Source organism: Arthrobacter sp. P4_H3, assembly GCF_056400885.1.
Map to the genome: position 1 here is coordinate 58,036 of NZ_JBFUKK010000005.1, position 13,153 is coordinate 71,188.

Below are 13,153 nucleotides of genomic sequence, written 5' to 3' on the forward strand. Positions count from 1 at the left end.
CCGGGCTCAAATCGCCCATCAACAATGCCGATGGTGAAGGGGCGTCAGCCGACCGAGAGGTCAGCACCTTCGTCCGACGCGGACAGCATCAGCACGTGGCACAGGGTTTTCCAGCCCAGGTGCGAGTACAGCTTCTGCCCGTCCAGCGACGCCAGCAACAGGCCGTTTTCCACATCGTGCTCGAAGGCCTGCGCCGCCAGGGCCTTCATGATGAAGCTCCCCAGCCCGCGCCGCTGATAGGCCGGTTCGGTGACGATCTTGTCGAAAACGGCCGTGTGGCCCACCACGAATACGCGGCCGCTGGCAGCGACCGATTCGCCGGCGCGCACCACGGCATGATGGACGCCGTCCTCCCTGAACGTGGTCAGCTTCAGATCATCGTCCGACAGCCAGGGATCTTCGGAGTCCTGCGTCTCCATGTCCACGATCATCATGGTCTGGGATGCCGAGGTGACGTTCAGGCCCTGTTGCTCGGCCAGGTAGGTGTACCGCGCGACGTCATTGGTGAGGATGGTGAGGATCCTGGCCGGCGCTTCAGCCGTCTTTGCCGCCAGCTCGGCGAATTCGGTGTCCGAGGGATCGTGGGCGAAGTATTCCCATTCCTTGGTGGTGTCCGCGCGCAGCGCGGCCGGGAATCGGCCTTCCGTTCGCGTCTCGTAGCCCCGGCAACCGGCCCATCCGGTCACCCAGATTTCAACGAGACGGGTGATGTCTTCAACCATGGCGTCTGGACTCATGTGATGAGAGTATTCCAGCCCTGCCGCCAGCAACAGGGGTAGGGTCCGGGAACTGGGCTTGCTTATGGAATTGTGACCGGAGGGACGCACCGGTTGCGGAACGGTGCCGGTTCCGGGTTTGAGGGCAGCAAGTACCCTTAAAACGTGGCTCTGAACAGAATTGTGCTCTTTTACGGCTTTACCCCGATCGCCGACCCCGATGCCGTGCGCCTGTGGCAGCGCGCCCTTTGCGAGAAGCTGGGCCTGACCGGACGCATCCTCATCTCCAAGGACGGCATCAACGCGACCGTTGGCGGCGAGCTGAACGCGGTCAAGCAGTACGTGAAGACCACACGCGAGTACAAAGGCTTTCACGGCATCGACATCAAGTGGTCCGACGGCGGCGCGGAGGACTTCCCGCGGCTCAGCGTCAAAGTGCGTGACGAGATCGTCTCCTTCGGGGCCCCCGGCGAACTCAAGGTGGACGCCGGCGGCGTTGTGGGCGGAGGAACGCATCTCAAGCCCGAAGAGCTCCACCAGCTCGTGGACGCCAAGAAGGAGAGCGGCGAGGACGTGGTGTTCTTCGACGGCCGCAACGCCTTCGAAGCGCAGATCGGCAAGTTCAAGGATGCGATTGTTCCGGACGTGGCCACGACGCACGACTTCATCAAGGAACTCGATTCCGGCAAGTACGACTCCCTCAAGGACAAACCGGTGGTCACGTACTGCACCGGCGGGATCCGCTGCGAAGTGCTGTCCAGCCTCATGGTGAACCGCGGGTTCAAGGAGGTCTACCAGCTGGACGGCGGGATCGTCCGTTACGGCGAGACGTTCAAGGACCAGGGCCTCTGGGAGGGCTCGCTCTACGTCTTCGACAAGCGCATGCACCTCGAATTCAGCGAGGACGCCAAAACCATCGGCGAGTGTGTGCGCTGTTCAGCCCCCACCAGCAAATTCGAGAACTGCTCCAACCTCAGCTGCCGCACACTCACGCTTTACTGCGCGGAATGCGCCTCCAGCCCGGAGACCCTGCGCTGCCCTGAGGGCTGTGCAGCTTAGCCCTGATGCCGGATTTCAGATCCGGCTCACCCGGTAGGCAAAGTTCGCGGCAGACTGCGCGGCCACTTCCACGCTGAGCACGGAGTCCTCGGACACATGGATCACGTTCACGCGTGATGTTCCGCAGCGCAGGCTCAGGTCCACCAGCGCAAACTCACCGTCGCGCACGGTGAACGACACCCTGCGCGGGCTTTTGCAGGCCAGCGTCAGCGAGTACGTACCGCTTGGCAGATGCCCGGTGCTCTCCTGGCGTGTGGTGGCCGCCTGCAGCAGGCCGAAACCCGTGTGGAAAACCTGCCCGGCCGTATCGGGGAGGACCTGCTCCACCCAGGCGTCAAGTTCCGCCCCGGTCACCGGCAGGTTCCGCCGGGGGTCCTGCGGGAGCGCCGCGTCCGTGAACGGCGGCGCCGTCGCGCTCGGCAGCGGCCCGCGGCCGTCGTCGTACACGTACTCGCAGCCGCTCAGCGCCGCCCCGGCGGCCAGCACACCCGAAAGCACGACGGCGGCCGCCGCGGCCGTCCGCCGTGGCACCCGGGGTGCCTGCACAGTGTGCATACCCTGACTCTAGGCCTGCCGCCACTCTCAAGCCAGAGGCCTCCATGGCGGCATACGTGCCCACGCGCGGACCAGATTTCGGATGGAAACCGGTCAGGGCTGACCCGACGGAAAAGCTGCCGCTTCGTTGATACGCACCACCCCACTGGCTGCCTGCAGGTAGCCGTCCCCGACCGCCGCCAGCCGCACAGTCAGGGGCCCCGGCCGGAGCTCAACGTCGCGGCTGAATAGTTCGGCGCAAGGCGTCGTGATTTCCAACAGAGTGTCGCTGGAGGCGGACCTGACCGAAAGCCTGGCCTCTGGCGCACCGATGCAGGCGGCGGTGACTTTGTAGGTGGCGGTCTCGGTCACGCTGGTGGTGAATTCCAACCCGCCCTTGCTGATACCCCCAGCGGCTCCGGCCAGACCGACGGGCACCTCCACCATGGCCAAATCCAGAGTGGCCATGTTGCGGTCCAGTTCAGCCATAAGTTCGGGATCCACGGAAAGCAGCGGCACCGGCGTGACCACGCTGTCGCCCGTCCGGCCGGTGGCTGAAGGGGCCGGCCCGACGTCGTCCGCGTATTCGCACCCGGCCAGGCCGGCGGCGAGCAGGGCAGCGACCAGGAACACCGCACGTCTTGGCGCCCGGACCGCCACTACTGCCCGCTCCCGGCAGCCGGCAGCAGGCTGTACGCGGCCTGGAGGGGGTAGTTGTTCGCGTCCACCATCACCATGACACCCTCCCGACCCACCGGAATATCTGCGGGAACCGGTCTGCCGCAGGGGAAGCCGCTGCCCTGGAACAGATCCTCACCCGTGGGCCGGAGAACGGTGACGTCGACGGTGGCCGGCCCCTCGCAGACGAACGTGAACGTCAGCATGCCGGGCGCGTCAACAGGACCGGAATGATGCCACTTGCCGTCCCACGGATAGCCCCGGAACTCACCTGCCTGCACAGGTCCGAGTTTCCCGGCCGCCCAGACCGTTGTTTCGGCGGCAGAGGGGCCGCGGGGCGCCTGATCCGGATCCAGTTTGACGCCCGTGAAGACGTACGGCGAGCCGGCCGGCGGCACAACTTCAGCGCTGATCCTGCCGCCCTTATGGTCCAGGTACATCACTTTGCCCATTCCGCACCGGAAGGACGTGCGTTCCGGCTCGGCGTTCCCCAGACGCACCACCAGTTCGGCGCCCGGCGCCGCAACGCAGGCCGCCGTCAGGAAGTATTCGCCGGTGGGAACTTCCTCGGACCACGAGGCCGCACCCCCTGCCGCGTAGGGCAGCCCGCTCCCGTCCGGGGGTCCCAGAACTTCTGCCAGCACGTCGATATTGTCCTGCGGGCTTGGCGAGGTGATCCGGTTATCCGGGCCGGCGTTCGACGGCGGGCCGGACGATGCGTCCCCGGGCACATCACTGTCAGCGTTGTATTCGCAGCTGCTTATGCCGCCGGCGAGCAGGCACATAACCGGCAGAACCGCGGCTACGCGGACTAGCCGCTTCCCCCAAAGAGCTGACATGTTCCTGAGCATACGCACCGTCGCCGGCGGCGCAAGTCACAGCTAACTTCCTGCCGCCAGATGGTACGCGTAGAGGAGCGGAGCATCCACGCTGGACGTGCTGATCTGCACGGTTCCGGCAGCGGGCACGGTGATTCTGGCCCGCTCGCGGCTGCCGTTGCAGGCGGCCCCGGCTTCGGCAACCTTGGTGCCGCCCGCCGTCACGGTAAAGAACGCCTTGCCCCCGCCGTCGCACGTCATCGTCAGGGTGTACGCCCCCGCCGGAACGTCGGCCGCGTCTTTGACCAGCGGCTCGCGGTTGAGGATCTTGCCGGCATCCTCAAGCACGGTTCCGCCGGCCGCCGGCAGCGCCGTGGCCTTCCACGCCGGGACGTCGGCGTTCTCGATGGAGACGGCCGGGGAGCAGGCCGAGGCGGCGGCCACGAGGCAGGCGCCGGCAACCGCCGTGCCGGCGACGCGCCGTAGTGCAGTCAGCCGTTGCGGCCCGGATGAACGTGAAAGCATACCTCCAACTTACCCGTTGAAACGGGCCGGTTCGGACGCCTGCCGAGGCTCCGGACACCATTCGAGCGTCGCTTAGCCGGCGACCAGTTCCTGCACTTTTCCCTGGTGCAGGGCAACATAGACGCGGTCCCGCAGCTGGCTGGCCTCCTCACCGGTCAGCGTCCGATCGAGCGGCTGGAGCACCAGCTGGAGCAGGACCGGGGCCATGCGGAGGCGGTCGACGGCGGCCGGCAGCAGCTCCGCCGTCGGCGTCACCGCTTTGATCTCCAGGGCTGCCAGGACGTTGCTGTCCGTCCCGAGGGCGTTGCGGGCCCGGTCGCCGAGCACCTCGACGTCGGCCTCGGCAGGGTCGGCCAGCACCAGGGAAAGGTCCCGGCGGACGGCAGGCATGAGTGAAACCGGAAGCGTGGCTCCGGAGCATCACTGTGGGACTGACATGGCGCAAATACCGTGAGTCCCGGGTGACGTCGGCAGGTGAGTAGCTCAGCCTGTCGTAGTTGTCGGCGGTGGCCACAATCGGATTCAGCCGGTGGGTTTCCGAGGGGATGGTCCAGAGTCGTTCGAGCGCTGACATCACGTCTGCCAGCAGCAGCATGGCGTGGACCCCGGTGGCCGCAATCAGGCGCGCAACAAGAAGCCCGTGCGGCCGGAAAGCGGCCGAGGGCTGTACGGGCAGGCCGTGACGTTGCTGCTACACGAGCTCATCCAGGCGGCGCCAGAATGCCGCCCTGATGGCCTTGCGGATGTCCTGGAGGTCCGTCTTGGCTTCGCCGATCTTCGCGGCGCAATCCTTGATCAGCACCCGGTCAATGGTCGGTGGCAGCAGTGGACGCTCGGCGAGGAGTTCGTTGAGTTCGCGCTGGGTGACGCTGCCGTGCCAGTTGTTGGCAAGGCTGACAGCCACAGCTTCGGCGCTTTCCACGAGATCGAACCAGGGGCTTTGGGCCGCGGGGGCGCCGGTTTCGGTCGAATACACCGGTTCACGGCGAACAGCACCGGCCGCCGGCACCGGCCGCGCATCAGGCTGCACGCGCCGTGGGCCCGGCGTGGGCACCGGCCTGCCGGACGGACCAGCAGGCCCCGGACCTGCCTGACCGGCGGCAGCGGGGGCGAGCGGACCGGCGGGCCCTGAGGCATCAGCCGAGGCACCGGACGGGGCAGTGGACGGGGCCGCGGCAGACGGGCCGGAGGCCCCCGCTGACGCGCCGGCACCCACTCCACCCGCGCCACCGGCGCCTGCCGTACCGGGAAGGGCTCCCGGACGCGGAACCGGGCGGTGCCCCGGAACTGAACGCTGGCCGTTTGCTGAGGCGCTGCCAGCAACCGGCGGGGCCGCGTACGCCGCCACGTCCGCCTCCGTGGGAACGTCAGAAGCTGCCGCAACAGCCCCAATCCGGTCAGCGGCGTCGGCGGTTGCATACGACGGTTCCGCGATGGCCCAGGCCGTCATCGGCGCGGACTTCGCAAAGCAGCGGTCCAGGAGCGACTGCGGCAGCGTGGCGATGTCGTCAACCTGTAACGCCAGGTGCTCTGCCACCGCGGTGACTCCCAGCCGGTGGCCCTGGTTCTCGATTCCCAGCAGCACCACCTTCATGCCGAGGTCCTGGGCTGCTTCCACGGCTTCGGCCAGGTCGTCGTCGCCGGACAGCAGGTAGGCGACGTCGGCCGAGCGGTTACGGGCGACACCCACCAGATCCAGCCCGAGCTTGAGGTCCACGCCCTTCTGCTCGCCGTTGTAGGACATGCGCCCCAGCCGGACCTTGACGCCCGGAAGCAGGCCGATCCGCTTGTGTTCGTCGCTGAACAGGCCGTCCTTGGCGGCGTCGTACCAGTACATCCTCAGCAGGTCCCGGCTGTCGCGTTCGCTCACGAATCCCTGGATCCCGTCCACAAGGCTCTTGTATTGGACGGAAAACGCAGAGCGCAGTGAGTTCCCGGTGACCCGCAGCCCGCCTGTGGCCAGGAGAAATCCTGCGTCAACGAAGATCACACTTTTGCGGCTCATGCTCAAAAGCATATGTGGTGCCGCCCACAATCCGGGGGGAGGCCGTCGGAACCATAGACTTGCACGGTGACTGAAACAGCTATGCACTTCACGGCCGGCAACACTCCCGACGCCCCGCGCAGCGACCTTCCGGAGCTGCTGTCCGCCCTCGCCACGGACCTGCGCAGCGCCGGTTACACCGTGGATGGTGTGGCAGGACTGCTCGGCGAGTCAGCCAATGCCGCCCTCGGCCGCGATCAGCTCATTCCGGCGTTGATTGTCACCGAAGCCGCCGGGAAGGGTGACCGGCACGCCGCGGCGCTTGCCGCCGTCGTACGCCTGTGGCTGCTGGCGGTTCCCCAGGACGCGGAGGTGCTCGACGCCGCCCTCCCGGGGATCCGCACGGAGGGTCTCCTGGCGCTGGGGCTCGTTGAACCTTCCTCGACAGCGGAGGTCGGCACGGGTCCCGGCACGGGAGCTGTCCGGGCGAAGGCAGATCTGCGGCCGTATGGCTGGAGCGGCGATGCCGCAACGGACACTGACGGCAGCGGCGGCGCGGATCTCTGGGTGGCCAGCGACCTCGCGGCGCACCAGCAGCCCGGCGTCCTCCGGCACGACCATGTGCTGGGAATCGGGCAGGCGTCCACCACCCTGGTGCGCACCACGATCCGGCGCCCCGTGGCGAGGGCGCTGGACCTGGGCACCGGCTGCGGCATCCAGTCCTTCCACCTGCTGCACCACGCGGAGCACGTCACGGCCACGGACATCTCTGCCCGGGCACTGGCCTTTACCCGTTTCAACCTGCTCCTGAACGCCGAGGCGCTGCGGATCGACCCGGCCAGCCCGGAGACGCGGGTCAGCCTCCGGCTCGGTTCGCTGCTGGAACCGGTGGCCGGTGAAACCTTCGACCTCGTGGTCTCCAACCCGCCGTTCGTCATCACTCCCCGGAGCCTTGGCGAGGCTGCCGCGGACCAGTTCACCTACCGCGACGGCGGTCTGCCGGGGGACGACATCGTCGCGTCGCTGGTCAGGGCACTGCAGTCGGTCCTCGCCCCGGCCGGAACAGCCCAGCTATTGGGAAACTGGGAGGTCGCCGCCGGGACGTCGTGGCAGGAACGGCCGCAAAGCTGGGCCGGTCCGGACGTGGATGCGTGGTTCATCCAGCGCGAGCTGGTGGGGCCGGAACAGTACGCCGAGACCTGGCTGCAGGATGCTTCCGAGGCCCGGGACCGCCAGCACTACCAGGACGCCTACGCCGCCTACCTGGACGACTTCGCCTCGCGGAACGTGGAGGGGATCGGTTTCGGCATGATCTACCTGCGGCGACCAGTTGCCGGCGCCCGGCCGGTCATCAGCCGCTTCGAGGAGATCACCTATCCCATCGAACAGCCGGTCGGCCCCCACCTGGGCGCAGCCGTGGAGCGGGCCGACTGGCTGGCAGCCAACGAACTGGCCGCCGCGCACCTGCTGGTGGCGGAGGACGTCACTGAGGAGCGCCACCAGCGCCCCGGGGCGGAACACCCCGGCGTGATCCTGCTGCGCCAAGGCGCCGGGCTCCGCCGCACCAACCTGCTGAGCACTGAGCTCGCGGGCTTCGTTTCAGCGTGCGACGGCGACCTGTCCGTCGGGCAGATCATCGGCGCCCTTGAAGCGCTGCTGGGCGGGGGAGAAGGGTTTGACAGCGACGCGTTCCGGGGCGGGCTTCTCGCCGAGGTGCGCAACCTGGTCCTCGACGGATTCCTGCTGCCCGCCTGAATCATGGCCTGCCCGGCGAGACACTGCGGGGCCTGACACCGCTGGGCCGGCAGCCCGGCCGGACAGGGCTGGGCCGGCCGCCTGGCCGGACACCGCCCGGCCTGTTGGGGCGGCCCCGGTGGGGGCGGGTCCGTCCGGGTCATCCGTGCTCCCGTCAGTTTGGCCCGCAGCAGGTTGGCCTGCGTCAGGTTGGCCCGCAGTGTCCGGGCGGGCCGGTGCCAGATCCTGTGAACCGAAACGCCACAGCACGGTTAAGGCGATGGCCAGGGAAACGACTGCGCCGGTTCCGCCGATCAGCAGGAAGCCGGACCGGACGGGCAGCAGCGCGCCCAGGAGCCCGCCGAGGGCCAACGCCGCAATGGTGACGGCCCGGGTCAGGCCTCCGATCATGGACATCGCCTGCCCCCGGCCCTCCTCGGGGATCCGGAGGATCACGATCGCCCCGAAGCACGCGTTGAGGACACCGCAGGAGACCCCCATCCCGGTGTAGGCAACAAACATAATGCCCACGTTCGGCACCATCCCGATGCAGGCCAGCACCGCGGATGTCAGCGCCATGGACCCGAGCAGGACGCGGAGCCGCACCGGGGGCGTTTTGATCAGGCCGGCGAACGCGGCCCCGGCAGACATTCCCAGGGCAAACGCGGCTACGAGCAGGCCGTACTGCGTTTCGGAGGCACCCATCTCGCCCCGGACCAGGAACACTTCAAGGACATTGGTCGCTTCCCCCACGGCAATGAAAAACAGGGCTCCGATTACCAGGGCCCACACCAGGCTGTCCCGTCGGATAAGCCGGAGCCCGTCCAGCAAAGCGGGCCGGTCCCGGCCGGCGAGGTCCGCCGCGGTCCCCCGTCGTGTCCGGATCAGGACGGCGCCCAGCCCCATGGCGACGTAGCAAGCGCTCGCCACGGAAAAGACCAGCACCGGGCCGCCCCATCCGCTCAGCAGCCCGCCGGCCGCGGGTCCGGCCATCCCCGCGATCATGATGGTGGCCTGCATGGTGCCGACGGCGCGGGGTGTCCGCTCCTCACCGACGATCCGGGGCAGCAGCGCCTGCCATGTGGGGCCGGCCACGGCCTGGCAGGCGTTGAGCCCGAGAGTGAGCGCGAAGAGCGCGGGAATGTAATTCTCCAGGTAGTGCATGCTCAGGCCCATGCCAGCCACGGCGGCGGCGCTGCCGGCGGATGTCGCCGTCGCGAGTGTCCGGGAATCCCGCGTGTCAGCCAGCCTGCCGGCCCAGGGGGCGAGGACCACCAGCGGGAGGGCCGAACACAGCAGGTAGGCGGCCACCAGCCAGGAGCCCGCCAGGGGAATGGTGCCGGACGCATCGGCCGCTTGCAGATACAGCATTACGCTGACAATGACGGCCCCCATGCCGGCGGCAGCCATAAAGCGGGCGCTGCTTGCCAGCAGGAAATCCCGGTTTCGCCAGAGCGGTGAATTTGCGCGTTGTAAGGCAGGCGATGGCCCGGACGAGTCCCCCATGTCCGCGAAGCTACTCCCCGCCCTGCGGGAATGTCAAGCGTTTCTTTCAGAGTTGCCGCAGGCTCGATAGAATGAAGGTGTGAATGCAGAAACTCCTGAGGCGGAGCCAGCCGCGCGCCAGGGCGCCAAACGCAGGGTACGGCCGGAGAAGAAGGTGGAGATCACCGATCCCAAGGCCATCCGCGCGCTTGCCCACGCGGCACGGCTGGAAGTGATCTCGGAGCTGTATTCCACGCAGGTCAGCCGGACGGCCACGGAGCTTGCCGCCCAGACGGGCCTGACGCCGAGCGCCATGAGCTATCACCTGCGGGCCTTGCAGAAGTGGGGCATCGTGGAACCCGCCGCCACCGCGGGCGATGCGCGCGAACGGCGCTGGCGGGCTGCCGGGACGGATTTCACCATCAATTCCGGCGGGGGAGTGGCCAGCCCGGAATTTGCCGTCCTGGACCTGGAATTGGACGCCTTCCGGCGCAGGGTGAACGCCTACGCCAAGGTCCGGGACGAACGCCGGCAAAACAGTGAAACGGCCGAATCCCCGGGCCTCGTGGTGCTGTCCACCGACCTCCTGTACCTGACCCCGGCGCAGCGTTCGGAACTGACGGCGAGGGTCTTTGGATTGCTCAGGGAATACGAGCTTGACGATCCGGACCGGGTCCCCGAAGGAGCCGAACGCATGGCCACAATGTGGTCCCTGATTCCGGACGACCGTAAGTGATTCCCGGCACCCGTTTTCCACATGAATGCGCATCCTCCTGCAAAATATGGTGAACTAGGCGAGTATGGGCTCATCTGCCCGAGCCAACCTTTTTCTGTAGGAGCACCGTGCCAAGCAAGGCCAAAACCGGCAAGAAACTCGTGATCGTGGAGTCTCCGGCCAAGAGCAAGACCATCGCCAAGTACTTGGGCGAGGGCTTCATCGTCGAGGCCTCCATCGGTCACATCCGCGATTTGCCGCAGCCTTCGGAACTCCCTGCCGAGCTCAAGAAAACCTCCATCGGCAAGTTCGCCGTCGACATCGAAAACGACTTCAAGCCGTACTACGTGGTGTCCCCGGACAAGAAGAAAAAGGTTGCCGAACTCAAGGCCCAGCTCAAAGACGCTGACGCTCTTTATCTCGCAACCGATGGGGACCGCGAGGGCGAGGCCATCGCGTGGCACCTGCTGGAAGTGCTCAAGCCCAAGGTCCCCGTGTACCGGATGACGTTCGGCGAAATCACCAAGGAAGCCATCCAGCGCGCCATGGGCAACCTGCGCGATGTCGACCAGGACCTCGTGGACGCCCAGGAAACCCGCCGCGTGCTGGACCGCCTGTACGGTTACGAAATTTCCCCCGTTCTCTGGCGCAAGGTGGCCCGCGGCCTGTCCGCCGGCCGCGTCCAGTCCGTGGTCACCCGCATGGTGGTGGACCGCGAACGGGAACGCATGGCGTTCAAGTCGGCGTCCTACTGGGACCTCACCGGCCAGTTCGGCGCCGAGTCGGGCTCCTTCAAAGCGAAGCTGGCTGCCGTTGACGGCGCCAAGGTGGCCAGCGGCCGTGACTTCAGCGACGACGGCGAACTCACCTCGCGCAATGTGGCGCACCTGAACGAGGAACTCGCCACGTCCCTGGCGGCGGGACTGCAGGACGCAGAATTCCGCGTCCGCTCCGTCGACACCAAGCCGTACACCCGCCGGCCGGCCGCTCCGTTCACCACCTCCACGCTGCAGCAGGAAGCCGGCCGCAAGCTGCGGTTCTCCTCCAAGAGCACCATGCAGGTGGCCCAGCGCCTCTACGAAAACGGCTACATCACCTATATGCGTACGGACTCGTCCGCGCTGAGTGACGAAGCCGTGACGGCAGCCCGCCGCCAGGCCTCCGAGCTGTACGGCCCGGAGTACATCCCGGCGTCGCCCCGCGTGTACACCGGCAAGGCTGCGAACGCACAGGAAGCCCACGAGGCCATCCGCCCCGCCGGTGACTCCTTCCGCACCCCCGCCCAGGTCGCCAAGCAGCTCTCCGGCGACGAGTTCCGCCTGTACGAGCTCATCTGGAAGCGCACCGTCGCCTCCCAGATGGGTGACGCCAAGGGTTCTACCGCCACCATCCGCCTCGGCGCGTTGGCTGTGGACGGCCGGGACGCCGAGTTCTCGGCCTCCGGTACCGTCATAACCTTCCCCGGCTTCCTCGCCGCTTACGAAGAAGGCAAGGACGAAAGCCGCGGGGATGACGACTCCGAGGAAGCGCGTCGCCTGCCCAACGTGGCCAAGGGCGATTCCGTTACCGCCGCGGACATCATCGCCGTAGGCCACGAGACTTCGCCGCCGCCGCGCTATACGGAAGCCTCCCTGACCGCGGAGCTGGAAAAGAAGGGCATCGGACGCCCGTCCACGTATGCCTCCACCATCTCCACCATCCAGGACCGCGGCTATGTGCGTAAGCAAGGCTCCGCACTGGTCCCCAGCTGGATCGCATTCTCCGTGATCCGGCTGCTCGAACAGCACTTCCATGACTACGTGGACTACGAGTTCACGGCCGACATGGAAGGTGACCTCGACAAGATCGCCAACGGCCAGGCCGTGGGCGCTGCCTGGCTCAAGCACTTCTATTACGGCGAGGACGCCGATCCCGGACTGTTGAGCATCGTGAACAACCTCGGCGAAATCGACGCCCGGGAGATCAACTCGGTGCCCATTGCCGAGGGAATCACGCTGCGCGTCGGCAAGTTCGGACCGTACCTCGAAAGCTCTATCCCCACGGTGGACCCGAAGACCGGTGAGGTTGTTGAGTCCGCCCGCGCCAACGTTCCCGAGGACCTGGCCCCGGATGAGCTGACGGCCGCCAAGGCCAAAGAGCTGATGGAAACCGCGGCTCCCGAAGAGCGTGTTCTTGGCGAGGATCCGCATACCGGGCACACCGTTGTGGCCAAGAACGGCCGCTACGGCGCCTACGTCACGGAGATCATTCCGGAGATGACGGAGGAGCAGCTGGCCAACCAGCCGGTGGAATATTACAAGAACGGCAAGCCCAAGCCGGCGAAGAAGCCCGTCAAGGCCAAGCCGCGCACCGGTTCGCTGTTCGCGTCCATGACCGTTGACTGCATCACCCTCGATGAGGCGATGCAGCTCATGAGCCTTCCGCGGGTCCTGGGACAGGACGCCGAGGGGAACCCGATCACGGTCCAGAACGGCCGCTTTGGCCCGTACCTGAAGAAGGGCACGGACTCACGCTCCATCGGTTCCGAAGAGGAGATCTTCACGATCACGCTGGAGCAGGCGCTCGAGATCTACTCGCAGCCCAAGCAGCGTGGGGCCCGCGCCGCCGTTCCGCCGCTGGCCGAGTTCGGTCCGGACCCTGTTTCGGAGAAGAACATTGTGGTGAAGGAAGGCCGCTTCGGCCCGTACATCACCGACGGCATCACCAACATCACCGTTCCCCGTGCCACCTCGCTCGAGGAACTGACCCGGGAACAGGCCGTGGAACTCCTGGCGGAGAAGCGTGCCAAGGGCCCGGCCAAGCGTCCCGCCACCGCCCGCAAGGCACCGGCGAAGAAGAAGGCCGCCGCCAAGAAGTAGCATTTCCACTGCTCGCTGAATTCGCCGGAAGCGTGCGGATTCGCCGG

General features: G+C 67.1%; 11 protein-coding genes and 1 pseudogene. 4 read left to right on the forward strand and 8 right to left on the reverse strand.

Features of this window, described 5'->3' with window-relative positions; translation table 11 throughout:
- Nucleotides 1-44: 44 nt before the first annotated feature.
- Complete coding sequence (locus AC1DRE_RS08410; RefSeq protein WP_476984200.1) at nucleotides 45-737, reverse strand: GNAT family N-acetyltransferase; 693 nt, start codon at nucleotides 735-737, stop codon at nucleotides 45-47.
- A gap of 144 nt (nucleotides 738-881) precedes the next feature.
- Between AC1DRE_RS08410 and trhO the strand changes: the two genes are divergently transcribed.
- Nucleotides 882-1,775, forward strand: a complete 894-nt coding sequence (trhO, locus tag AC1DRE_RS08415; protein WP_476984201.1) for an oxygen-dependent tRNA uridine(34) hydroxylase TrhO — start codon at nucleotides 882-884, stop codon at nucleotides 1,773-1,775.
- A gap of 15 nt (nucleotides 1,776-1,790) precedes the next feature.
- Here trhO and AC1DRE_RS08420 read toward each other — a convergent pair whose 3' ends face one another.
- The 6 genes from AC1DRE_RS08420 to AC1DRE_RS08445 form a co-directional block, all read right to left on the reverse strand.
- Nucleotides 1,791-2,330: a hypothetical protein gene (locus AC1DRE_RS08420; protein WP_476984202.1), complete on the reverse strand. Its 540-nt coding sequence runs from the start codon at nucleotides 2,328-2,330 to the stop codon at nucleotides 1,791-1,793.
- Nucleotides 2,331-2,423: 93 nt separating this feature from the next.
- Entirely contained in the window at nucleotides 2,424-2,942 is a 519-nt protein-coding gene (locus AC1DRE_RS08425; protein ID WP_476984203.1) for a hypothetical protein, read from the reverse strand.
- A 26-nt stretch (nucleotides 2,943-2,968) separates the two neighbouring features.
- Entirely contained in the window at nucleotides 2,969-3,826 is an 858-nt protein-coding gene (locus AC1DRE_RS08430; RefSeq protein WP_476984204.1) for a hypothetical protein, read from the reverse strand.
- Between the two features lie 42 nt (nucleotides 3,827-3,868).
- Complete coding sequence (locus AC1DRE_RS08435; RefSeq protein WP_476984205.1) at nucleotides 3,869-4,330, reverse strand: hypothetical protein; 462 nt, start codon at nucleotides 4,328-4,330, stop codon at nucleotides 3,869-3,871.
- A 72-nt stretch (nucleotides 4,331-4,402) separates the two neighbouring features.
- Entirely contained in the window at nucleotides 4,403-4,720 is a 318-nt protein-coding gene (locus AC1DRE_RS08440) for a hypothetical protein (RefSeq protein ID WP_476984206.1), read from the reverse strand.
- A gap of 301 nt (nucleotides 4,721-5,021) precedes the next feature.
- Nucleotides 5,022-6,335, reverse strand: coding sequence for an NYN domain-containing protein (locus tag AC1DRE_RS08445; RefSeq protein WP_476984207.1), 1,314 nt, complete (start codon nucleotides 6,333-6,335; stop codon nucleotides 5,022-5,024).
- A gap of 81 nt (nucleotides 6,336-6,416) precedes the next feature.
- On the opposite strand from AC1DRE_RS08445, the gene AC1DRE_RS08450 reads away from it, so the two are divergent.
- Entirely contained in the window at nucleotides 6,417-8,069 is a 1,653-nt protein-coding gene (locus AC1DRE_RS08450) for a DUF7059 domain-containing protein (RefSeq protein WP_476984560.1), read from the forward strand.
- A gap of 237 nt (nucleotides 8,070-8,306) precedes the next feature.
- On the opposite strand, the pseudogene AC1DRE_RS08455 reads toward AC1DRE_RS08450, so the two are convergent.
- Nucleotides 8,307-9,554, reverse strand: a pseudogene (locus AC1DRE_RS08455) (MFS transporter); the annotation flags it as partial.
- A 79-nt stretch (nucleotides 9,555-9,633) separates the two neighbouring features.
- On the opposite strand from AC1DRE_RS08455, the gene AC1DRE_RS08460 reads away from it, so the two are divergent.
- Complete coding sequence (locus AC1DRE_RS08460; protein ID WP_476984208.1) at nucleotides 9,634-10,269, forward strand: ArsR/SmtB family transcription factor; 636 nt, start codon at nucleotides 9,634-9,636, stop codon at nucleotides 10,267-10,269.
- A 107-nt stretch (nucleotides 10,270-10,376) separates the two neighbouring features.
- Entirely contained in the window at nucleotides 10,377-13,106 is a 2,730-nt protein-coding gene (gene topA / locus AC1DRE_RS08465) for a type I DNA topoisomerase (RefSeq protein ID WP_476984209.1), read from the forward strand.
- Nucleotides 13,107-13,153 lie beyond the last annotated feature (47 nt).

What these genes read in the sequence shown, in the direction of transcription:
- AC1DRE_RS08445 (WP_476984207.1), bottom strand. Translation starts at nt 6,335, where the DNA reads ATGAGCCGCAAAAGTGTGATCTTCGTTGACGCAGGATTTCTCCTGGCC.
- AC1DRE_RS08430 (WP_476984204.1), bottom strand. Translation starts at nt 3,826, where the DNA reads ATGTCAGCTCTTTGGGGGAAGCGGCTAGTCCGCGTAGCCGCGGTTCTG.
- AC1DRE_RS08410 (WP_476984200.1), bottom strand. Translation starts at nt 737, where the DNA reads ATGAGTCCAGACGCCATGGTTGAAGACATCACCCGTCTCGTTGAAATC.
- AC1DRE_RS08435 (WP_476984205.1), bottom strand. Translation starts at nt 4,330, where the DNA reads ATGCTTTCACGTTCATCCGGGCCGCAACGGCTGACTGCACTACGGCGC.
- AC1DRE_RS08450 (WP_476984560.1), top strand. Translation starts at nt 6,417, where the DNA reads ATGCACTTCACGGCCGGCAACACTCCCGACGCCCCGCGCAGCGACCTT.
- AC1DRE_RS08440 (WP_476984206.1), bottom strand. Translation starts at nt 4,720, where the DNA reads ATGCCTGCCGTCCGCCGGGACCTTTCCCTGGTGCTGGCCGACCCTGCC.
- AC1DRE_RS08420 (WP_476984202.1), bottom strand. Translation starts at nt 2,330, where the DNA reads ATGCACACTGTGCAGGCACCCCGGGTGCCACGGCGGACGGCCGCGGCG.